The sequence below is a fragment of the Halomonas citrativorans genome (genome assembly GCF_014898005.1).
GTDB classification, from domain to species: Bacteria; Pseudomonadota; Gammaproteobacteria; order Pseudomonadales; family Halomonadaceae; genus Vreelandella; species Vreelandella citrativorans.
The window spans coordinates 1-21,191 of sequence record NZ_JABUYX010000030.1 but is presented as its reverse complement, the minus strand read 5'-3'; the positions used below and the strand labels follow the sequence as shown (position 1 = coordinate 21,191).

Here is a 21,191-nt window from a genome sequence, read left to right as displayed (position 1 = left end):
CTTAAATGGTTGCTTAAATATTATTGTCACTGGAAAGCGGCTTGCGCTTGCCAGCCTACAATCCCAAGAACAGTTAAGGAAACATGCCATGCGCACCATGATGCCTAAAACTCTCGCCCTGCTTGCAGGTGGCGCGTTACTCGCTTCTGCCAGCGCCCATGCTGAGCGTGCTGACTGGCCAGAAAACTTTACGGTAGGTACCGCAAGCCAAGGCGGCACGTTTTTCGTTTACGGCTCTGGCTGGGCCAACTTTATTGCTGATGAATTAGGCGTTTCTGGCGGCGGTGAAGTAACGGGCGGCCCTACTCAAAACCTGGCACTTGTTCATAGCGGCGATATGGCCTTTGGCTTAACCACCATGGGCCCCGCTTCTGATGCGGTTAACGGCAAAAGCCCGCTGGCACCCGGCATGGTGATGGATAACGTCTGTGCACTGTTCCCGATGTATGAAACGCCGTTCTCGATTGCCGCGCTTTCAAGCTCAGGCATTGAGTCCATTTCGGACATTCCGGACGGTGCGCGTATTGGCTTTGGTCCCGCAGCATCAACGTCTGACACCTATTTCCCATCGATGCTGGAAACGTTGGGCGTAAACTTCGACCGCCGCAACGGCGGCTGGTCTGACCTTGGCGGTCAGTTGCAGGACGGCCTGTTGGACGTCATCGCTTTTGCAGCCGGCATCCCGATTCCTGCCGTTAGTCAGTTGGAAGTGCAAACGGATGTGAACATCATCGAGTTCAACGAAGATGAGCTTGCGACCGTACTGGACACCTTCCCAGTGGCTGAATTCACTATTCCTGCCAGCACCTACTCAACGCTTGAGGAAGATGCTCGCGCTGTTTCCATGTGGAACTTTGCGATTGCGGGCTGTGATCTTCCGGAAGACTTCATCTACGAAGTCACCAAAGTGACCATGGAAAACAACGACCGTATGCGCTCTATTCACCGCAGTGCTGAAACCAGCATTCCGGAAAATATCGTACACAACAGCGTTCTCCCCTTCCATCCAGGCGCTGCTCGTTGGTACGAAGAGAACGGCTACGAAATCTCTGAAGACCTGATCAACTAAAACTTTACGCATCATCTGGCTGCCCCGTCCTGGTTTTCCAGGCGGGGCAGCTTTGGCTAGTGCTCCTTTTTTTGCTCCTGCTGTGAGGGTGAACTCTGATGAGTCCCACAACCCCCCAAACCTCTGATGACCTCAAGGATGATGTCCAGCTTGCTTCATCGCCTACCGTTGTTGCAGAGGGCGTCGATGAAGACATCGTTGAATCCAACCGTCGCCTATTTACCGGTTGGCAGTTTTTCCTGTTTGCCGGGCTAGCCATTGCCTACTCAAGTTTCCACTTGGTGTCACTCAACGTGTATCCCATGGAGACCTGGTCGTTTCGTATTGTGCATATTGCAGGGGCACTGATCCTGGGCTACGGCCTGTTTGCGGGAGCTCGGTTTGCCGAAGATGGCCAGAACGCATCACCCGCTTGGCTAACGTGGGTAGGCTACGCGCTGCTGATACCGGCCCTCTACACGCTTGCTCAGGTTTTTTTGATGCAACAAACCCTGAGCGGTGGTGCGATGCGCATCGACCCAATCGTTGAAACCTGGCACTACGGTTATCCATTAATAGCAACGACCGTTGCCGCCATTGTGCTTTCATGGTTTTTCCGCCAGGCACGCGGCTCTTTTAACCCGGCCGATTTAGTCCTGATGGTGTGTGCCCTGGCCAGCGCCGGTTATTTACTGATCATGTACAACACACCTCTGCGCGCTTCAACGGGCACCTCCTTTGCGCCTATCGGGATTTCCTGGGCGGCGATTGCCGGGTCCCTGCTTATTCTGGAGCTTACCCGGCGAGTAGCGGGCCTTGCGCTGGTCATTATTTCACTCATCTTCCTGACATATGTCTTTGCCGGCCCTTACCTGCCCGGCTTCCTGGGGTATCCTGGCCTATCCATGCAGCGCTTTTTTAGCCAGCTTTATACCGACGCCGGTGTCTTGGGCCCCACCATCGCCGTCTCCTCGACGTATATTATTCTGTTCATTATTTTTGCCGCCTTCCTGCAAGCGTCAAAAGTAGGCGACTATTTTGTGAACTTCGCCTTTGCCGCTGCCGGGCGTGCCCGTGGAGGCCCCGCCAAAGTGTCTATTTTTGCCTCGGGCCTAATGGGCATGATCAACGGTACTTCCGCGGGTAACGTGGTATCGACCGGTTCACTGACCATTCCGCTAATGAAAAAGGTGGGTTACCCCGCACGTAGCGCGGGCGCTATTGAAGCAGCAGCCTCAACCGGCGGGCAAATCATGCCGCCGATTATGGGGGCAGGCGCCTTTATCATGGCGGAAGTCACGGGCATTCCCTATACCGACATCGCCATTGCAGCGTTGATCCCGGCAATTCTTTACTTCGCGTCTATCTACTTTATGGTGGATTTTGAAGCGGCCCGTAAAGGCATGCGTGGTATGCGTAAAGATGAGATTCCACGCTTCACTAAATTGGCCAAACAAGCCTACCTCTTTGCCCCCATCATTATCCTGATAGCCGCGCTGTTTATGGGCTATTCGGTGATTAGGGCAGGCACCTTGGCCACCGCCTCGGCCGCCGTTGTCAGCTGGATTTCACCCAACAAAATGGGCGTGACCGCCATTCTCAAGGCGCTGCAACTGGCGGGCACCATGGCCATCCAGATCATCGCTGTCTGTGCCTGTGCGGGCTTAATCGTAGGGGTTATTTCGCTCACCGGTGTGGGCGCGCGCTTCTCCTCGCTGCTATTGGGACTGGCAGGTGTTAGCCAACTACTAGCACTTATCTTTGCCATGCTGATCAGTATCTTGCTGGGCATGGGCATGCCGACCACGGCGGCCTACGCCGTCGCCGCATCGGTCGTGGCACCAGGGCTAATTAATATCGGTATTGAGCCGCTTATTGCCCACTTCTTCGTGTTCTACTTTGCGGTTGTATCGGCCATTACGCCGCCGGTGGCGCTGGCCTCTTACGCAGCAGCCGGTATTTCTGGCGATAACCCCATGGGTACGTCGGTGGCATCGTTCAAGATTGGTCTGGCGGCCTTTATCGTACCGTTCATGTTCTTCTACAGCCCGGCCATGTTGATGGAAGGCTCTGCCATGCAGATTCTGCGAGTGGGCGTTACCGCCACGCTGGGTATCATTCTGCTTTCGGGTATGGTGCAGGCCTGGTTCTTTGGCCCGGTGAACGTGTTTAAGCGGGTTATCATGTTGGTCGGTGCAATGTGCATGATTTATGGTGGTATCTACACCGATATCGTGGGCCTTGTAATTGGCGCTGGTCTCGTCATCATCCAGCGCAAGCAATTTGGTGGCGGCAAGACAGCTGACAAGGTGCAAGCGTCAGCGAGTTAGTGGGCCACTAACCAACAAAACCAGTAAGGCATAACGTAAAACGCCCCGCTCAACTGAGCGGGGCGTTTTGTATGGTGCGATTTAAATCAACAGGCTATCGCAGTTAGCCCACCAGATTATCGACCACTTTCAGCACGGGAGCCGCCTGGTTAAGGGTATAGAAGTGCAGCCCTGGCGCACCACCATCCAGCAGGCGCTGGCAAAGACGGCTTACTGCCTCGGTGCCAAATTTGGCAATTGCTGCGCTGTCATCGCCATAGCTTTCCAGCTGCTTGCGCATCCAGCGAGGAATTTCCGCGCCACAGCTATCCGAAAACCGCGCCAGCTTGGTGTAGTTAGTGATCGGCATAATACCGGGGATAATCGGCTGTTCAACGCCTAGCGCGCGCACTTTATCAACAAAGTTGAAGTAAGCATCGGCGGTGAAGAAGTATTGGGTAATCGCCATATCGGCGCCCGCCTTCATTTTACGCGCGAAGTTTTCGATATCTTTATCAAGGTTAGCTGCCTGAGGGTGGGATTCCGGGTAGGCCGCCACAGCAATATTAAAATGATCGCCCGTCTCGTTGCGAATAAACTCCACCAGCTCGTTGGCATAGCGTAGCTCGCCGATGCTGGCCATCCCGGAAGGCATATCACCACGCAGGGCGACCAGGCTGTTAATGCCTTCTTCGCGGTACTGGGACAGCAAATCACGCAGCTGGGCTTTTTCACTGCCAATGCACGAAAGGTGCGGTGCGGTAGTAATACCGGTCTGGCCAACCGTACGTACGGTGTCCCGCGTACGCGCTTGGGTGGAGCCGCCTGCGCCATAGGTCACAGAGAAAAACCGCGGATTACGAGTGGCCAGCTCATCGCGTACCAGCATCAGCTTGTCGCGCCCAGCATCCGTGTTGGGCGGGAAGAATTCAAAGCTGATACCGAGCGGATGCTGTTGGCTGCTCATGGGGTTTCCTCATACAGAACAATAAAATAAAGAGTGATATTTTGGTGTATTCTCGCTGTTCTATTGCGCCGCGGCTAATGAAAGATTCCACGTTTAGCCTTTAATTCGGCTCATGTTACCCACCCTTTTATGCCGTCAGGAGGGCATATGGAGCTATCACCCAGCGCGTTAATAGGCCCGCTACTCATGCTGCTAAGCTTTGTAGGCTTGGGCTGGATTGCCGCCCAACGGTTAAAAATCGACCCAAGGCCCATTGCCACGCTGCTGGTTTATCTCATTGCGCCTTTAACCATTTTTCGCGCGCTGATGAATGGGGGACCAACGCCTGAGTACCTGGTCTTAACGCTTTCGCTGTTTGTGCTGGTTAGCCTTCTGGCGCTGCTGGTTCAGCGCGTAACGCAACACCGCTTTGGCCCGCAGGAAGGCGCGCTGCTGGCGTTTTCATCCGGGACAGGCAACACCGGTTATTTCGGTTTACCGGTAGCGCTGATTCTCTTGCCTCCGGAAGGCGTAACGCTCTACCTGTTCTGCATGCTGGGCATCAATTTGTATGAATTTACCGTGGGTTTTTACTTAAGCGCCCGTGGTCACTTCTCGATTCGCCAAAGTCTGATCAAGATTTCACGCCTTCCGCTGATCTACACGTTTTTGCTGGCGCTACTGCTGAGCTCGCTCGATGTTACGCTGCCTACGGCCCTGGCTAGCTCGCTGGATGTTTTTCCCGCGACCTATACGCTGCTGGGAATGATGATTATTGGCATGACACTTAGCCGGGTAACGCTGGCGGCCTGGGATACGCGCTTTATCGCCGCCTGCGTAGGGCTTCGGTATATCGTTTGGCCAGTGGCTACCTTTGCCGCGGTCATGCTATTACAGATGCTCATGCCGGTGCCTGCAGAACTGGCCATGGCGATACTGCTATTAGGCGTGGTGCCCATGGCTTCTAACGTGGTGGTGGTCGCCATGGAGCTGGGTATCCAGCCGCAAAAAGGGGCACTGGCGGTGCTGGTAACCACGCTGATGGCGCCGCTACTGATTCCCTTCTATCTGGGGCTCATGCTGCGCGCCACCGGGCTTGGTTAGGGTTGTGTCGTAAACCCCGCTACGTTCAACGCGCGAAGCTGCTCAGCCATGGCCTGCATTTGGGTATGGGAGAAAAAGGCCTCAAGCGCTTGGGCTCTGCCTGGACCGATGCCCGGCAGGGCTTCCCAGTCGCCTGGCGGATACGTGCTCGCCACTTGCCAATCAGGCAGGCTGGCAGCGCCAGCAGGCGGCAACCCCAGCCCTTTTAACCAGGCATCATAGGGAGCAGCCTTGGCCGCCTGAAACTGCCGATAAAGTGAGTCGCTACGCGCCTCGCCAATTCCGTTCGCTTGGCGCAGCTGATCGGGTTCAAGCGATAACCAGGCCAGTAGATCCGGCACCAGCCCGGCCTCAAGTAACGCTTGCCAGGTGCCTTCGCCCACGCCTTGAAAACCCAGCTGTTCGCCAAGGTAGGTAAACCGCGCCAGCAATTGGGACGTGCAGCCTGGGCTATGCTGAAAACAGCTCAGCAAATGGTAGGTAGTCTCAGAGGGGGCCTCCACGACGGTGCGTTCCTGGGTTTGCCATACCACCTCTTCAAGCTGAGGGATGGTAAGCCCGGCCAGGGTTATGGCCACCTGGTCGCCGGGGCGTATATCGAGGTTTTCCCAGCGGTCGAGTGAGCCCAGCGATACGCGACTGATACGCCGACCTTCCAATTCAATCGGATAGAGCCAGATCAGTGGCGTGATACGCCCAGTTCGCCCAATGCGAAACTCCACGCCACGCACTTCTGCCAGCGCTTTCTGCAGTGGGTATTTCCAGGCAATCGCCCATTCTGGCGGGGCCGTGGACCAGCGCCGAATACCCGGGCGCTCCGCCTGTTTAATCACTACGCCGTCGGTTGCAAACGGCAGCGCGCCGTTAAACCACGCCTCCCGCCAGTAAGCCGCATCCGATTCATCACTTAATAAATGCGTGTAGCGGGCGGTATCAAACCCAAGTGCATTCAGTTGCGCCAGCCGCTCAGTCATGTCGGTTGGCCCATCCGGCCAGCCCCATACAAACAGCCCGACCTGCGCCAGCACGTCCTCGGTTGGGCTTGCTTGCGCCATAGCCCCCGCCACGGCCCCACGGGCCCCGGAACCAAGCGTACGCGACTGAACATGTTCATCAAGCTGCCAATAAAGCTCGCCCTGAAAAATGGCTGAAGTAGTGCTAGGCAGCGTATTAGGCACGCTGGGTAATTGTAAGGCGCGGGCCGTCCAATCCTGCCCCTGCTGTCCATCCCCTCGGCTGACCGCTTCAACCAACTCGCCTGCCTGATAGCGCAGCGTTACCGCCACGCCGTCCACCTTGGGCTGTATCCATAAATTTTCACGGCGACTGGTAAAGCGGCGCACGCCTGCTTCATCGGTTTTATCCAACCCTTGCTGGGCAGCCGGATGCTCAAGCGTACGGCGGCTGGACGTTACCCGGGTAAGCGGTTGATGAGCAGTAGCGTCGTTTAGGCAGGCGCGCCAATCCTGGAGGCGGATAAGGGCCTGGTCGTAGAGCACATCATCAATCAACGAGATGCCCTCTTCATGATAGGCATGGTCCCATTGGGCGACTTGCGCGGCGAGCGCGAGAGTCTCCTGCTCAAGCCGTTCATTGGGCCACGTGGGGCAAGCCGCCATAGCCGTACTACTTGTCATGCCAAGCGCCACCATCAACAGCAACCCTCTCATGATTTTTTCCCAGCGTGCTGCCGGCATAACACTTTCCCCAAGTTGTTGTACTGCCTAGCCTAAAACACGCAGCATAAAAAAACGCCCCCTGGCAGAGCCAAAGGGGCGTTCTCTTACAAACCGCCTAGCGAATATCTTACAAACCAGCGGCCTTACGCAGCGCATCGGCTTTATCGGTCTTCTCCCAAGGGAAGGCGGTAAAGGTCTCAGTGTGCTGTTCGCCTTTATCGTCGCTCCAGGTGTAGCTGTGCTCGAACGGTGCCCGACCAAAGTGGCCGTAGGCAGCCGTCAGCTGATACATCGGGTGCAGCAGGTCGAGCATTTTGGTGATCGCGTAGGGGCGCAGATCAAAGTGCTCGTTCACCAGCTCAACAATCCGGGCATCGTCAATTTTGCCGGTGCCGAAGGTATCGATAGCAACGGAGGTCGGCTCCGCGACACCAATCGCGTAGGAAACCTGAATCTCGCACTTATCGGCAAGACCTGCCGCCACCACGTTCTTGGCCACGTAACGGCCCGCATAGGCCGCACTACGGTCGACTTTTGAAGGGTCTTTGCCCGAGAACGCACCGCCGCCATGGCGTGCCATACCGCCGTAGGTGTCAACGATGATCTTGCGGCCGGTTAAGCCACAGTCACCTACCGGGCCACCAATCACAAACTTACCGGTTGGGTTGATGTGGTACTGGGTATTTTCATTGAGCCATTCAGCCGGAATCACCTGTTCGATGATTTCGCGCTTGACCATTTTACGCAGGTCTTCCTGATCAATCTCAGGGTCGTGCTGGGTGGAAAGCACCACCGCATCAACGCCACAGGGTTGGCCCTGTTCGTTATAGCGGAAGGTCACCTGGCTTTTGGCATCCGGGCGTAGCCACGGCAACAGACCGTTTTTGCGCAGTTCAGCCTGACGCTCAACCAAACGATGCGAGTAGTGGATCGGCGCAGGCATAAACGAATCGGTTTCGTTGGTCGCGTAACCAAACATCAGGCCCTGGTCACCAGCGCCCTGGTCTTCTGGCTTGGTACGGTCAACGCCCTGGGCAATTTCAACACTCTGCTTGCCGATCAGGTTAATCACGCCACATGTCGCGCCATCAAAGCCAACGTGGGAAGAGGTGTAACCGATGTCGGTAATCACGTCGCGTACCAGCGTTTCCAGATCCACCCACGCCGAGGTAGTAATTTCACCAGCGATAATTGCTACACCGGTTTTCACCATGGTTTCACAAGCAACCCGTGCCTGTTTATCCCGGGCGATAATAGCATCCAGCACCGCATCCGAAATCTGGTCGGCAATTTTATCGGGATGACCTTCGGAGACAGACTCCGAGGTAAACAGGGAATATTCGCTCATCGCGCTCTCGACCCTCTGTATGACAGCTGCTCACTACTCGCAGCATCAGCAGGAAATCACGGCAGGAGGTTCCCTGCCCATATAAGGAAGCGGCCTTACCAGGTTGACCACCGCTTCGGGAGGCAGAGTCTACACGCTGTTGAGAGTTCTTCCCAGAATGTGGCCTATAATTTGCCGCTACATTTGCCGCCGCATTTGCCGCAACAGGGGAAGTCAGCGACAATAGCGCCTTCATTATTTCCGTTTTCAGGCGAGGAGCACCCCATGCCGTCCCGTTTTGAGCTGGCCAATGCCATTCGCGCCCTTTCCATGGATGCTGTTCAGAAGGCCAAGTCCGGCCACCCTGGCGCCCCCATGGGCATGGCTGATATCGCCGAGGTGCTGTGGAATGACCACCTCAAGCACAACCCCGAAGACCCAACGTGGGCCGATCGTGACCGGTTCGTGCTGTCCAATGGCCACGGCTCAATGCTGCTCTACTCTCTGCTGCACTTAAGCGGCTATGAGTTAAGTCTGGAACAGCTTCAAAACTTCCGGCAGTTGCACTCGCCCACCGCCGGCCATCCGGAATTTGGCTACGCGCCCGGCATCGAAACCACCACCGGCCCGCTCGGTCAGGGGTTTGCCAACGCGGTCGGCTTTGCGATTGCCGAAAAAACCCTGGCAGCGCAGTTCAACCGCTCGGGCCACACCATTGTCGATCACCACACCTGGTGCTTTTTGGGTGACGGCTGCCTGATGGAAGGTATTTCCCATGAGGCGGCGTCGCTGGCGGGTACTCAGCAGCTGGGCAAGCTGATTGCGCTCTATGACGACAACGGCATTTCGATTGATGGGGAAGTGGAAGGCTGGTTTACCGACGATACCGCCAAACGCTTTGAAGCCTACGGCTGGCACGTGGTGCCCAATGTCGATGGTCACAAGCCGGAAGAGATCCAGGCCGCCATTGCACTTGCCAAACAGAACGATGACAAGCCCAGCCTGATTATCTGTAAAACGATTATCGGTTTCGGTGCACCCAACAAGCAGGGCAAGGAAGAGTCGCACGGCGCGCCGTTGGGCGAAGAAGAAGTTGCCCTGGCACGCAAGCAGTTGGACTGGCCCCACGCGCCGTTCCATATTCCCGAGCCCGTGTACGCTGGCTGGGATGCGCGTGAAGCAGGTAAAACCCGCCAGCAGGAATGGGAAAAGCGCTTTGCCCGCTATGCCGAGGCGTTCCCGGCCGAGGCGCAGGAATTCAAGCGCCGCATGAAAGGCCAACTGCCGGCTGAAATACCGACCGAAGCCCTCATCGAGCAGGCCCAGGAAAAAGGCGCCAGCATCGCCACCCGTAAAGCGTCGCTGGAAGCGCTTAACGTGATTGGTCCGAAAATGCCGGAACTGCTCGGCGGCAGTGCGGACCTTGCGCCGTCCAACCTGACCTTCTGGAAGGGTGCCAAAGCGATTACGCCGGAAGATGCCAGCGGTAACTACCTGCACTATGGCGTACGTGAGTTCGGCATGGGCGCGGTAATGAACGGTATCGCCCTGCACGGTGGTTTTGTCCCGTACGGTGCAACCTTCCTGATCTTCATGGAGTACATGCGCAACGCGGTTCGCATGGCGGCGTTAATGGGTCAGCAGGCGATCTACGTATTTACCCATGACTCCATTGGCCTGGGAGAAGATGGCCCGACCCACCAGCCCATCGAGCAGCTGACCAGCCTGCGCACGACGCCGAACCTGAACACCTGGCGCCCGTGTGACGCCGTGGAAACCGCCGCCGCCTGGGATGCGGCCATCAAGCGTCACTCTGGCCCCACGGCGCTGATCCTGTCGCGTCAGAACCTGCCGCACCAGGCGCGCACCAAAGCCCAACTGGCTTCCATTCAGCGTGGTGGTTACGTGCTAAAAGACAGCGACGGTACGCCCGAGCTGATCCTGATTGCCACCGGTTCGGAAGTGGGGCTGGCCATGGACGCTGCCGCCGAGCTTGAAAAGCAGGGCAAAGCAGTACGCGTGGTCTCCATGCCGTCGACCTACCGCTTCAACGGTCAGGACGCCGAGTACCGGGAAAGCGTACTGCCCAGGGCGGTCACCAAGCGCATTGCCATTGAAGCCTCACATGCCGACTACTGGCACAAGTATGTGGGTCTGGACGGCCGTGTGATCGGCATGACCACGTTCGGCGAATCCGCCCCCGCGGGTGAGCTGTTCAAGCACTTCGGCTTTACGGTTGAGAATATCCTCAAAAATGCCAATGAACTGCTTGGCTAACAATGCCTGCACTTAATGGCTTTTTATGGCTAGTGAGTTACTGGTTGATCGGTGAAGTAACGGTTTACTTTACCGGCCTTCCGGTTTCATCCGGCGTTGTCGGTATGCTGTTATTAACCGCAACGCTAGCCGTTTGGGGACGAGTCCCCTCGACAATCGCCGCCGCAGCGCAGCCATTAATCGGCCTGCTTGCCATGCTGATTATGCCGGGCGTGGTGGGCGTGTTTTTTATTCTTGATGAGCTTGCAGGCCAGTGGCTAGCCATTCTTTGTGCGCTGATTGTGGGTACGCTATTAAGCGTGACCACCACGCTGTGGCTACTTAAGCGCCTGATGGAAAAAATGCATGCCCGCTAATGCCCTGCTAAGCACCTTAAGTACGACGCCGCTGTTTGCCGTTGGGCTAACGTTAGCGGCGTTTTTGTTGGGTAACCTGATTTTCAAACGATTAAAAAAGCCGACCTGGCTACCGGCTATTTTGATCGCTGCACTTCTGCTTGCTGCCACGCTTGCCGCCATTGGCCTGCCGTATGACACCTATCGGCAGGATGCCGCTTGGCTGACCTTTTTGTTAGGGCCCGCGACCGTCGCGTTGGGTATGCCGCTTTATCAGCAGTTGCCGCATATTCGGGCACTATGGCGACCTCTTACTATCTGCCTGCCGATTGCAGCCACGCTTGCGGCTTGCTACGCCCTGCTAATTGCCTGGGTGTTGGGTAGCTCACCCCTTATTCTCGCCTCTATTGCGGCAAAGTCCGTAACGGCGCCTATCGCGATTGGCATTACCGAGCAGATTGGCGGCTCGGTGGCGCTCTTGTTGGGCGCACTGCTGATTACCGGCGTTGCTACCGCCGCGTTCGTCAGCCTTGCTGCACGCTTTTTAAACATTGAAGACGAGCGCATTATCGGCTTTGCGCTGGGGCTAAACGGCCATGCGATCGGAACGGTAAGAGCGTTTGAAATCAGCCCGGCCGCAGGCGCCTTTGCCTCTCTTGGGATGAGTCTTACCGGCATTTTCACTGCCCTGATGCTGCCTTTCGCTTGGCATCTGATAGGCGCAGGCGGTTGAAATACGCTATTATTGCGAATGTTTTTTATTTATTGACGGTCACTGATTCACCTTCCAAGAGCCGCTTTCTTACATGGCTACATCTGCCTCTACACACGCTGCTCCTACCTATCGCATCGCCATTAATGGTTATGGGCGTATTGGCCAGTGCGTATTGCGGGCACTGATTGAACGTGGCGACTCGCGTCTTGAGGTCGTCGCTATCAATGAGCTTTCTGACCTGGCGACGATTACCTACCTGACCCGTTACGACACGACTCATGGTCGCTTTCCAGGAAACGTCGAGAATGACGGTGAAGCGTTAGTGGTCAACGGACAGCGCATTCAGGTGCTATGTGAAAAAGATCCACGCCAACTTCCGTGGAAAGCGCTGAAGGTTGATCTAGTTCTTGAGTGCTCAGGTAGTTTTAAAGATCGCGCGACAGCCGAGCAGCATCTAAGTGCTGGCGCAAAGCGCCTGCTGTTTTCACAGCCAGCGGAAAACGATGTCGATGCAACGATCGTGTGGGGAATTAATCAGCACGAGCTGACACTCTCTCAGCGCATCCTATCGGCGGCCTCTTGTACCACCAACTGTTTGGTTCCTTTGCTTACCGTGCTCGACGAAACGCTGGGACTGGAGCACGGGGTAACCACGACCATTCACTCTGCGATGAACGATCAGCCAGTGATCGATGCTTACCATCAAACTGATCTGCGCCTGACGCGCTCGGCCATGCAGTCCATTGTGCCGGTGGACACAGGGCTTGCGCGCGGCATCAGCCGTTTGATGCCACATCTGGAAGGCCGATTTGAGTGTTTACACGTCCGCGTTCCCACCATTAATGTGTCGGCGATGGATGCCGCACTGACCGTGCGTCACGACACCAGCGCCCAGGAAATCAATAACCTGCTGCATCACGCTAGCCAGCAGCGTCTTACGGGCGTGCTGGGCTACACCGAAGCGCCCATGGCCTCCATTGATTTTAATCATGACCCACATTCCGGCATTTTCGATGCGACCCAAACCCGCGTCGCTGGAAAACGCCTTATCAAGCTTTTATGTTGGTTTGATAACGAGTGGGGCTTTGCAAACCGCATGCTCGATATTGCCCAACGGTTAGCCGTGCTTTCCCGAGATCGCGCCGCTTAGTCGTATCGGCTAACTATCACTACCCGATTCACCGCCGGAAGACGAGGAAACCGCTCACATGAACGTGCAAAAAATGATGGATCTGCCTTTGGAAGGGCAACGCGTGCTGATTCGCGAAGACCTGAACGTGCCGATTAAGCACGGCAATGTCTCAAGCGACGCACGTCTGAAAGCGGCGCTGCCTACCATTCAGGCGGCGATGAAAGCGGGCGCTAAAGTCATGCTGATGAGTCACCTTGGTCGCCCAACCGAAGGTGACCCCTCTGATGAGTTCTCACTCGCCCCGGTGGCCAAACATTTAAGCGACCTGCTAGGCCAAACGGTCGAGCTGATCAGCGACTACCTTGAGACACCACCGACACTTGAAAATGGTCAGGTCGCGTTGCTTGAAAACGTTCGCTTTAACGTAGGCGAAAAGAAAGACGCAGAACAGCTCGCCAAACAGTACGCGGCGCTATGTGATGTATTTGTAATGGATGCCTTTGGCACCGCCCATCGCGCTCAGGCCTCTACCCACGGCGTTGCTCGCTTTGCACCAAGCGCGTGTGCGGGCCCACTGTTGGCGCAAGAGCTCGATGCGCTTGAAAAAGCCTTGGCCAATCCGGCGCGCCCCATGGCTGCGATTGTGGGCGGCTCCAAAGTCTCTACCAAACTTGATGTGCTTAATTCGCTATCGGATAAGTGCGATCAACTGATCGTGGGTGGCGGCATTGCCAACACCTTTATTGCCGCAGCAGGCTATAATGTGGGCAAATCGCTCTATGAAGCCGACCTGGTTTCCCAAGCGAAGGCACTGATGGAAAAGGTCTCCATTCCATTACCAACCGACGTTGTCGTGGCGACCGAGTTTTCTGAATCAGCCGATGCGGTGGTTAAGCCTGTCGACCAGGTTAACGACGATGAAATGATTCTGGATATTGGCCCTGAAACAGCGGCGCATTTGGCCAGCATGCTCAAAGACGCGGGCACCATTTTATGGAATGGCCCAGTGGGTGTATTTGAGATTGACCAGTTTGGTAAAGGCACGGAAGTTATCTCCCAGGCCATTGCCGATAGCAATGCATTTTCTATTGCAGGCGGGGGTGATACGTTAGCAGCCATCGATAAATATGCGATTGCGGATCGCGTCTCGTATATCTCAACCGGGGGCGGTGCTTTCCTTGAATATGTTGAGGGCAAGCAGCTGCCTGCCGTTGCCGCGCTCGAAGCAGCCGCCAAACGCGGTTAACATTAAACGAATTGAACCTGCATATTTTCGCACTCGTTCACACTGATAACTAAAGAAGGTGACCCCATGGCTTTGATCAGCATGCGTCAGATGCTCGACCACGCTGCCGAATATGGCTACGGTATTCCGGCGTTCAACGTTAATAACCTTGAGCAGATGCGCGCCATCATGGAAGCAGCTGATGCGACCGATTCGCCAGTTATCGTTCAAGCCTCTGCAGGCGCGCGTAAATACGCAGGCGCACCTTTCCTGCGCCACCTGATTCTGGCCGCCGTTGAAGAGTTCCCACATATCCCGGTAGTTATGCACCAGGACCATGGCACCAGCCCCGCGGTGTGCCAGCGCTCTATTCAGCTGGGTTTCTCATCGGTCATGATGGATGGCTCGCTGGGTGAAGATGGAAAAACACCGACCGACTACGCCTACAACGTTGATGTGACGCGTCGCACCGTTGAAATGGCCCACGCCTGTGGCGTTTCCGTTGAGGGTGAGCTGGGCTGCCTGGGTAGCCTGGAAACCGGCATGGCCGGTGAAGAAGACGGCATTGGTGCGGAAGGCAAGCTGGATATGGAACAGCTTCTGACCGACCCGGAAGAAGCCGCCGAGTTTGTTAAAGCCACCCACGTAGATGCCTTGGCCATCGCCATCGGCACGAGCCATGGGGCGTATAAATTCACCAAGCCGCCGACAGGCGATACGCTATCTATTCAGCGTATCAAAGAGATCCACGCGCGCATCCCGGATACTCACTTGGTCATGCATGGCTCATCTTCTGTACCGCAAGAGTGGCTTGAGGTGATCAATCAGTACGGCGGCGAGATTCCAGAAACCTACGGTGTGCCGGTTTCCGAGATCGTTGAAGGCATCAAGCACGGCGTACGTAAGGTCAATATCGATACCGACCTGCGCTTGGCCTCTACTGGCGCCGTACGTCGCTTTATGGCTCAGAATCCGTCTGAGTTTGATCCGCGCAAATTCCTCAAGGAAACCGTTACCGCCATGCGCGATCTGTGTATCGCTCGCTACGAAGCCTTTGGCACCGCGGGCAACGCCAGCAAGATCAAGCCGATCAACCTTGAAGAGATGTTCAACCGCTACGAGCGTGGCGAGCTGGATCCGAAAGTTAAATAAATTCAAGTATGACGTAGGTTAAAAGACGGCCATTTGGCTAATGCCAGTCAGTTAAGCCTGACTGGCTTTTTCCTGACCGTATATTTTTGTGGTCGTGCCCGAACAGCACGTGGGTACGACCTTTCTCGTCTATCGGGTAGCAAGAACGAAGGCGCCATCTCCAGCATCGATCTCACCACTTCGGGAATACGGCCAGGCGATACTGCCGGCAACATCGATAACTCTTTGATAATAAAATAGGCAGCCTGGTGAAAACTCAATTGATTTGGGTGAATGCTGTCCAAACTGTAGGCCATTCGGGCCATCTGAAAGCGTATCAAGTTGTAGGCGAGCAACGTTCCCCATAATTCCTGGCGAACCATGTCCGGCGTACGACTACGCAGCGTGAGCCGGTTGCCCTGGAGCGATTGCTTCATTTCCCGGTAGCCCAGCTCGATTTCCCAGCGATAGCCATAAATATCCACGATATCAGCAGCCGGAAAGCGCAGCGGATCGGTCATCGACGTCAGCACCCGAACCTCTTTACCCTTGATCTTGCGAGTCATCAGGCGCGCTTCTAATGTCGCGGGCAAGCCTGGCCATTTCGCTCGTGCCTGGGGCGATGTCGTCAGGCGAACAAGTCGATCCTGACGGCCCAGCGAATAGATTTCTTCATACTGTGTTCCCCTGCGTAACGGGATCAGCCAGTGGCGCTGTTCGCCTGCTTGCTGCCACGCATGCAGCAGGCCCAACGAATAAAACCCGCGGTCAAATAACGTCAATGAATGGTCTGGCGTACTGGCAATCAGGTCTGTCGTCAATGCCACTTCGCCAGTCGATACGCTGTCGAACGCAGCGCCCGTCACCAGATGGCTTGTCAACTCCATTTGGCACACCATTCGGACCTGAGGATAGCTCGCTTCACGGTGCGCATTGCGCGTGCGGGCGAAGGCGGCCTGGTTATCGGGCGAATCGGGTGTCCGCCATACGACGCCATCCACCGCCAGAAGGGAGAGTCCACACCAATGAGGCTGGGGCATTTGCTCCTGCCAGAGGGCCTGCGTTTGTTCGAAAACACGTTTAACGGCCTCCACTCCGAGGCGTTGACGTGCCTGGACAACGGCGCTGGGCGCCACGAAAGGACGTTGGCCGGGCAAGACAATATCGAGCTGATTAACGACTTGCCCCATCGGGATGTGCCGGAAAAGTGCCATGCCGACAATCGACCAGACCACCATATCAAGCGGTAATCGACGTTTACGCAAGGTGGCGACACCGGCGTGTTCCAGGCATTCGTCAATCAACTCGGGGGAGAGAACATCCGCGAGGCTGGAGAAGTGTTCAGGAGAAACGCGAGCGATGGCATCAATGGCCTGACTAAAATGCATAAAAATCCGGTATCAGAAAGTCACTGATACCGGAATATCGCATTGTCAGCTAATGGATGAAACCCTTAACTGACTGGCATTAGGCCATTTGGCCGTCTTTTTTGTGGTTAACACGCAGCGGATACAAATAAATATTGCTTTGCAGCATAGAGAGGCCAACACTGAACAGACGTTCATCCTCGGAGCTAATTTATGAAGCACGCGACACCGACTGCCTTAATTCCCATGTCCCCTTTCGCCATGATGGATGCTTGGAAAGTCGGCATGATGGCCTTCGAGCTTTGGACATCGTCCCTTTCGACGATCAACCAACGCAATCAGCTATGGCAAACGCAGCCGTTTTTCAGCCCAAAAATGATGAAAGAGAACCAACGTATGGTGACGGAGAAACTTGAAGCCAGTATGGAGGCGGGTTTCGCCATGCAAAAAACGTTACTGAATATGCTCAGCGGACAACATACGCCCTGGTGGGTCACCAGCCGTCAGGCTATGCAGCCTTACCATCAGCGTAGCAGTGCCAATTCGCGCCGTTTATCGCGCTAGTCGTAACGGATCCGGGCGCCGATACCACCTGGCATATAACGGTGCCTCGCCGGTTTTCGCTATTTCTTCGTTAACGCATCGTGCATGACTGGTTTATTGCGGCATTAGCTACAAAAAATTACGAAACAGTGTTCACAAAAGCCTAAAAATCTCGTTCAATAGGCATTGGGTAGTGTTCAACCAACACTGGTAGCGTTTAAGTCGCTGCAAGGAACCACAATGCCGCTCCCACTTTTGCTGTTTGACTGTGATGGCACCCTCGTCGATAGTGAACCCCTTTTAGCTGAAGAAATGTCGATAGGGCTAAACGCTGTAGGATTGCCCTTCGTACCAGCTGACTATCTTGGTGAGTTTCGGGGCGCTCGGTTCCGACGCATTGTGGCCGAGTTACAGCAACGCTACGGCGAAGTGGACCCTGACCAACTCGCCCTCATGGAAGGTGCCATGCGGGCCAATCTGGCTAATCGCCTTGCTGAAGAGCTGACACTGATCCCTGGTGCCAGAGAGGCGCTGGATAACTTGTCAGCCTATCCAAGTGCCGTTGTTTCCAACGGTCCTGAAACCAAAATTCGCACGGCACTTCAGGCCACCGGCCTAAACGATTACTTTGGTCATCGTCTGTTTAGCGGCTACACCGCTAATTGCTGGAAGCCTGAACCCTGTTTGCATCTGCACGCAGCCAGTATCATGGGCTATAGTGCGCATGACTGTATTGCCATTGATGACGCCCTGGTGGGTGTTCGTGCGGCACTTGAGGCCGGGATGACGGTCATTCATTTAAATCGCTTTCCCGATGCCGAAGAGACGCCAGAAAACGCTATCATGATTAGTAATATGTACCAGCTACCCACCGTTATTGAGCGCCTTTACCAAAAAGCCTGGAGCCTCCCCATGCCACAACGCTCAGTAGGAGGGTGACAATGGCCTCTTTACGTGACCAGCTTGGTGGGCTTGTATATTCAACGGAGCATGGTAAAACGTGCCCGGAGTGCCGTGAGGCACTGGATGCCTGCAGCTGTGAGGAAAACAGTGAGCAAGCACGCCTTGCTGCGCTGGATGGTATCGTACGCATTCGCCGTGAAACCAGTGGGCGTAAAGGTAAAGGTGTTACGACTATTAGTGGTATCCCACTGCCCAGCACGGAACTAAAAGCGCTGACGAAAACACTTAAAAAGCGGTGCGGCACGGGAGGAGCAGTCAAAGATGGCATCATTGAGATTCAAGGCGACCATCGAGATACGTTACGAGAAGCACTAACCGCGCAGGGTTATCAAGTTAAGCTAGCTGGCGGTTAATCCGTTTCTCTCATCAGGCCTGCCATAAGGTAGGCCGTTAAAAGGCAAGGCACTGCAATGGTTTGGCTGGAATACCTGCTACCGCTCATCTTTTTATTTCCCATGGCCGCGATGGGCGGCATCGTATTAGCCCTGCGCAGCCTGCATGATGCGCGCGTTGAGTCGCCTTTTGATGCGCCACTGCGTGAACCAGGGCAAGCACTACGCCATCGCCTTGACCAAGCCTTCTCAAGTCTTTTCTTAAATGGTGCTTTAGGTCCGATTATTAGCCTGGCCCCGCTGGTATACGGCATGGGAAGAATGTTGTTTGTCAGTCAACAAGATTGGGTGGAGTGGGCACTCTATGGCCTGTTAAGTACCCTGCTTGTGTTAACGTTTTCCTTATTATTGATACGTGATTACCAGCGCATCCGGCGACTAAAACTTGGCCTTGCTTGCGAACTGGCGGTTGGCCAAGAGCTTGAGCGGCTTATTCGTCCTGAGGCGCATCCTTACTACGTATTCCATGATGTACCAACCGACAGTTTCACTATCGATCACGTGGTGGTTACGCCGTATGGCGTGTTCGTGCTGGAAACGCGGGCGCGTGCATTAGCCATTGGCTCAGACGGCCGAGAGCTTAATACCGTGGCGGTTGAACGCGAGCGTTTACGCTTTCCTCATTGGCATGAGCGCCGCCCACTTCATAAGACACGTCAAGCCGTTAGCTGGCTTACCCAGTGGCTTGAACGACGCTGTGGTGTGCCGGTACCGGTACGGGGCGTGCTCGTATTGCCCGGCTGGGAAATTGACATCACCGAGGCAACTGGCGATGTGCTGGTGGTCAGTGGAGAGCAGCTTGCCAAGCAGCTCACTGACCTCAAACCTGGCACGCTAAGCGACCCAATCCATGACAAGATCATTTATTTGCTAATGGAAAGGGCGAGGCTGGTAGAGTTACGTCATCTCCGCCAGCCATCGGTCTGATGCGTTATTGCTTAATCGCCGCGTAAACGCCCCCCCATCTCCTGAGCAAGATCAACTGCATAGTGGTCGGTCATCCCGCCGATAAAGTCCAGCATGCGTCGATAGCTATCGTAAAGCGGCCAGGAGGGCAACGGCGTATTCTCTCCTATTAGCGCCAGTACACGCTGATGCTTGAAGGATGACTGTCCGGTATGGTGCAACTCATGAGCGGCGCCAATAAAAGCCTCCAGTAGAATGCCTAGAGTGGTGTAGGCACCAATCTCTAGTTTGGCCTTACGCTCATTTTGGAAAATACGCTCGCGGGCCAGCTGCTTCGCTGCTTGTACGCCCCAGCCTAAATCCGGGTGGCACAGCTCAAGCAGATCCTCTTTTAGCGTGCCGTTTAACAGCGCCTGTTCATGCTGAACAAAAACCGCACCGACATCGTTAACCGCTCGCTCCATGGCAGCACCGCGCAATAGGGCGATTCGTCGGCGCTGCGATACCTGACGATCCTCCATATCCGCATACTCAGGCGGGAACTCTCCAGCCACTTGCCGAAGGATTTCCACGACTTCTTCATAACGCAGAATGCCCATTTCCAGGCCATCTTCCAGGTCCAGCAGGGCATAGCAGATATCATCGGCCGCTTCGACTAGCCAAGCCAACGGATGGCGGCACCAGCGCTGCTCCCCCTGAGGCAGCAGACCCACTGCGTCGGCGACCTCTTTTAAGAGCGCCTGTTCAGACTGATAACAGCCAAACTTACCTGCTCGCCCGCTATAGCGTACGGTCCAGGGGTATTTCAGCAAGGTCCCAAGCGTTGCGGCCGATAAACGCATACCGCCGTTAAACTGGTTATATTCAATCTGAGTAATAACACGAAAGCCCTGAGCATTGCCTTCATACGTGAGCAGGTCTTCCCGCTCGGCTTCTGACAAGCCATCCAGTAGGCCGCTACCTTGTGCGCGGCGAAACCAGTCGCGGATCGCGTACTCTCCGGCATGGCCAAAAGGCGGATTACCAATATCATGGCCCAGACAAGCGGTTTGCACGATAACGCCCATATCAGCAGGCGTAATCCATTCTGGCAGACGATCATGTAAAAGTTCACCGACAATCATGCCTAAAGAGCGGCCCACACAGCCCACTTCCAGCGAGTGAGTCAAACGTGTGTGGATATGATCATTTTCAGTTAACGGGTGTACCTGGGTTTTACGCCCCAAGCGGCGAAAGGAACCTGAAAAAACAATTCGGTCATGGTCTTTATGAAAGGGGCTACGGCCAATTTCGCGCGTGTTATCCGGGCGTTGATCGTGCAGACGTCGTGGGGAAAGTAACTGGTCCCAGCGCATTTGTGTCATGGCAATCCTCCTTAATGAGTGCATTTTGACACAAACGGTGGTCCGGCGTGAGTGATGAGTGTCAGTGCCGGGGGTGTATTGCAGGAGCTGACTCCAATCAGCGATGCGCCGCCCCGCTGGGATGGGAGTAAGTTGGTACGGTGGCCTCTTCCCCCCGGGCACCTAGCGGCGCCTTCGCCGGCTGAAGCCAGCTCCCACATTAGAATGACGGCGCCCCATAGCGTTGTAGATTATGGGCTGGCCTGCCCCTGGTTGTGGGAGCTGGCTTCAGCCGGCGATGCAGCACAAAGTGCTGCTGGGGTAGCGGCTGATCCATCACGCTGAAGAGTGCCTTGCTGTCTTTTCCTGCATGCAAAAAAAATCCCCCGCGGCCTGAGCCCCGGGGGATTTTTCACAATAAGTGCCTGACGATGACCTACTCTCGCATG

At 55.4% G+C, this 21,191-nt stretch carries 18 protein-coding genes; 13 read left to right on the top strand and 5 right to left on the bottom strand.

Going from position 1 to position 21,191, the window contains the following annotated elements; translation table 11 throughout:
- The first annotated feature begins 88 nt into the window (after positions 1–88).
- Both INT20_RS16490 and INT20_RS16485 read left to right on the top strand, forming a co-directional pair.
- Complete coding sequence (locus tag INT20_RS16490; RefSeq protein ID WP_193057329.1) at positions 89–1,069, top strand: TAXI family TRAP transporter solute-binding subunit; 981 nt, start codon at positions 89–91, stop codon at positions 1,067–1,069.
- Between the two features lie 98 nt (positions 1,070–1,167).
- A complete protein-coding gene (locus tag INT20_RS16485) occupies positions 1,168–3,378 on the top strand; it encodes a TRAP transporter permease (RefSeq protein WP_193057328.1) in 2,211 nt (736 codons plus the stop codon).
- A gap of 103 nt (positions 3,379–3,481) precedes the next feature.
- On the opposite strand, the gene metF is transcribed toward INT20_RS16485, so the two are convergent.
- The gene (gene metF / locus INT20_RS16480) at positions 3,482–4,324 is read right to left on the bottom strand and encodes a methylenetetrahydrofolate reductase [NAD(P)H] (RefSeq protein WP_193057327.1); all 843 of its coding nucleotides are present in this window, start codon (positions 4,322–4,324) and stop codon (positions 3,482–3,484) included.
- A 147-nt stretch (positions 4,325–4,471) separates the two neighbouring features.
- Here metF and INT20_RS16475 point away from each other — a divergent pair, with 147 nt between their 5' ends.
- On the top strand, positions 4,472–5,407 hold the full coding sequence (locus tag INT20_RS16475; RefSeq protein ID WP_193054320.1) for an AEC family transporter: 936 nt from the start codon (positions 4,472–4,474) through the stop codon (positions 5,405–5,407).
- Here INT20_RS16475 and ligB read toward each other — a convergent pair.
- Together ligB and metK are read right to left on the bottom strand one after the other, a co-directional pair.
- The gene (gene ligB, locus INT20_RS16470; protein WP_226912226.1) at positions 5,404–7,104 is read right to left on the bottom strand and encodes an NAD-dependent DNA ligase LigB; all 1,701 of its coding nucleotides are present in this window, start codon (positions 7,102–7,104) and stop codon (positions 5,404–5,406) included. The genes INT20_RS16475 and ligB overlap by 4 nt on opposite strands.
- A gap of 109 nt (positions 7,105–7,213) precedes the next feature.
- Complete coding sequence (gene metK / locus INT20_RS16465; protein WP_193054318.1) at positions 7,214–8,434, bottom strand: methionine adenosyltransferase; 1,221 nt, start codon at positions 8,432–8,434, stop codon at positions 7,214–7,216.
- A 264-nt stretch (positions 8,435–8,698) separates the two neighbouring features.
- Here metK and tkt point away from each other — a divergent pair, with 264 nt between their 5' ends.
- From tkt to fba, 6 genes are all read left to right on the top strand, one after another.
- Positions 8,699–10,690, top strand: coding sequence for a transketolase (gene tkt / locus INT20_RS16460; protein ID WP_193057326.1), 1,992 nt, complete (start codon positions 8,699–8,701; stop codon positions 10,688–10,690).
- 2 nt (positions 10,691–10,692) lie between these two features.
- On the top strand, positions 10,693–11,046 hold the full coding sequence (locus INT20_RS16455; protein WP_087109905.1) for a CidA/LrgA family protein: 354 nt from the start codon (positions 10,693–10,695) through the stop codon (positions 11,044–11,046).
- Positions 11,036–11,758, top strand: coding sequence for an LrgB family protein (locus tag INT20_RS16450; RefSeq protein ID WP_193057325.1), 723 nt, complete (start codon positions 11,036–11,038; stop codon positions 11,756–11,758). Before INT20_RS16455 ends, INT20_RS16450 begins: the two co-directional genes overlap by 11 nt.
- A gap of 73 nt (positions 11,759–11,831) precedes the next feature.
- Positions 11,832–12,890, top strand: a complete 1,059-nt coding sequence (locus INT20_RS16445) for a type I glyceraldehyde-3-phosphate dehydrogenase (protein WP_193057324.1) — start codon at positions 11,832–11,834, stop codon at positions 12,888–12,890.
- 58 nt (positions 12,891–12,948) lie between these two features.
- Positions 12,949–14,118, top strand: a complete 1,170-nt coding sequence (locus INT20_RS16440) for a phosphoglycerate kinase (protein WP_193057323.1) — start codon at positions 12,949–12,951, stop codon at positions 14,116–14,118.
- A gap of 66 nt (positions 14,119–14,184) precedes the next feature.
- A complete protein-coding gene (gene fba / locus INT20_RS16435) occupies positions 14,185–15,249 on the top strand; it encodes a class II fructose-bisphosphate aldolase (RefSeq protein ID WP_172118906.1) in 1,065 nt (354 codons plus the stop codon).
- A gap of 47 nt (positions 15,250–15,296) precedes the next feature.
- Here the strand turns inward: fba and INT20_RS16430 are convergent, their stop codons facing one another.
- Positions 15,297–16,616, bottom strand: coding sequence for an IS4 family transposase (locus INT20_RS16430; RefSeq protein WP_193057322.1), 1,320 nt, complete (start codon positions 16,614–16,616; stop codon positions 15,297–15,299).
- A 192-nt stretch (positions 16,617–16,808) separates the two neighbouring features.
- Between INT20_RS16430 and INT20_RS16425 the strand changes: the two genes are divergently transcribed.
- From INT20_RS16425 to INT20_RS16410, 4 genes are all read left to right on the top strand, one after another.
- Positions 16,809–17,159: a hypothetical protein gene (locus tag INT20_RS16425; RefSeq protein ID WP_193057321.1), complete on the top strand. Its 351-nt coding sequence runs from the start codon at positions 16,809–16,811 to the stop codon at positions 17,157–17,159.
- 219 nt (positions 17,160–17,378) lie between these two features.
- Positions 17,379–18,077, top strand: a complete 699-nt coding sequence (locus tag INT20_RS16420) for an HAD family hydrolase (protein ID WP_193057320.1) — start codon at positions 17,379–17,381, stop codon at positions 18,075–18,077.
- A gap of 2 nt (positions 18,078–18,079) precedes the next feature.
- Positions 18,080–18,454: a translation initiation factor Sui1 gene (locus INT20_RS16415; RefSeq protein WP_087109893.1), complete on the top strand. Its 375-nt coding sequence runs from the start codon at positions 18,080–18,082 to the stop codon at positions 18,452–18,454.
- A gap of 57 nt (positions 18,455–18,511) precedes the next feature.
- Positions 18,512–19,420, top strand: coding sequence for a nuclease-related domain-containing protein (locus INT20_RS16410; RefSeq protein WP_192528660.1), 909 nt, complete (start codon positions 18,512–18,514; stop codon positions 19,418–19,420).
- Between the two features lie 11 nt (positions 19,421–19,431).
- Here the strand turns inward: INT20_RS16410 and INT20_RS16405 are convergent, their stop codons facing one another.
- Positions 19,432–20,763: a deoxyguanosinetriphosphate triphosphohydrolase gene (locus INT20_RS16405; protein ID WP_087109889.1), complete on the bottom strand. Its 1,332-nt coding sequence runs from the start codon at positions 20,761–20,763 to the stop codon at positions 19,432–19,434.
- Between the last annotated feature and the right edge of the window lie 428 nt (positions 20,764–21,191).

Bases quoted from the DNA above. Each gene is read 5' to 3' on its own strand.
- INT20_RS16490 (WP_193057329.1), top strand. From the start codon at position 89: ATGCGCACCATGATGCCTAAAACTCTCGCCCTGCTTGCAGGTGGCGCG.
- INT20_RS16485 (WP_193057328.1), top strand. From the start codon at position 1,168: ATGAGTCCCACAACCCCCCAAACCTCTGATGACCTCAAGGATGATGTC.
- metF (WP_193057327.1), bottom strand. From the start codon at position 4,324: ATGAGCAGCCAACAGCATCCGCTCGGTATCAGCTTTGAATTCTTCCCG.
- INT20_RS16475 (WP_193054320.1), top strand. From the start codon at position 4,472: ATGGAGCTATCACCCAGCGCGTTAATAGGCCCGCTACTCATGCTGCTA.
- ligB (WP_226912226.1), bottom strand. From the start codon at position 7,104: ATGCCGGCAGCACGCTGGGAAAAAATCATGAGAGGGTTGCTGTTGATG.
- metK (WP_193054318.1), bottom strand. From the start codon at position 8,434: ATGAGCGAATATTCCCTGTTTACCTCGGAGTCTGTCTCCGAAGGTCAT.
- tkt (WP_193057326.1), top strand. From the start codon at position 8,699: ATGCCGTCCCGTTTTGAGCTGGCCAATGCCATTCGCGCCCTTTCCATG.
- INT20_RS16455 (WP_087109905.1), top strand. From the start codon at position 10,693: ATGCCTGCACTTAATGGCTTTTTATGGCTAGTGAGTTACTGGTTGATC.
- INT20_RS16450 (WP_193057325.1), top strand. From the start codon at position 11,036: ATGCCCGCTAATGCCCTGCTAAGCACCTTAAGTACGACGCCGCTGTTT.
- INT20_RS16445 (WP_193057324.1), top strand. From the start codon at position 11,832: ATGGCTACATCTGCCTCTACACACGCTGCTCCTACCTATCGCATCGCC.
- INT20_RS16440 (WP_193057323.1), top strand. From the start codon at position 12,949: ATGAACGTGCAAAAAATGATGGATCTGCCTTTGGAAGGGCAACGCGTG.
- fba (WP_172118906.1), top strand. From the start codon at position 14,185: ATGGCTTTGATCAGCATGCGTCAGATGCTCGACCACGCTGCCGAATAT.
- INT20_RS16430 (WP_193057322.1), bottom strand. From the start codon at position 16,616: ATGCATTTTAGTCAGGCCATTGATGCCATCGCTCGCGTTTCTCCTGAA.
- INT20_RS16425 (WP_193057321.1), top strand. From the start codon at position 16,809: ATGAAGCACGCGACACCGACTGCCTTAATTCCCATGTCCCCTTTCGCC.
- INT20_RS16420 (WP_193057320.1), top strand. From the start codon at position 17,379: ATGCCGCTCCCACTTTTGCTGTTTGACTGTGATGGCACCCTCGTCGAT.
- INT20_RS16415 (WP_087109893.1), top strand. From the start codon at position 18,080: ATGGCCTCTTTACGTGACCAGCTTGGTGGGCTTGTATATTCAACGGAG.
- INT20_RS16410 (WP_192528660.1), top strand. From the start codon at position 18,512: ATGGTTTGGCTGGAATACCTGCTACCGCTCATCTTTTTATTTCCCATG.
- INT20_RS16405 (WP_087109889.1), bottom strand. From the start codon at position 20,763: ATGACACAAATGCGCTGGGACCAGTTACTTTCCCCACGACGTCTGCAC.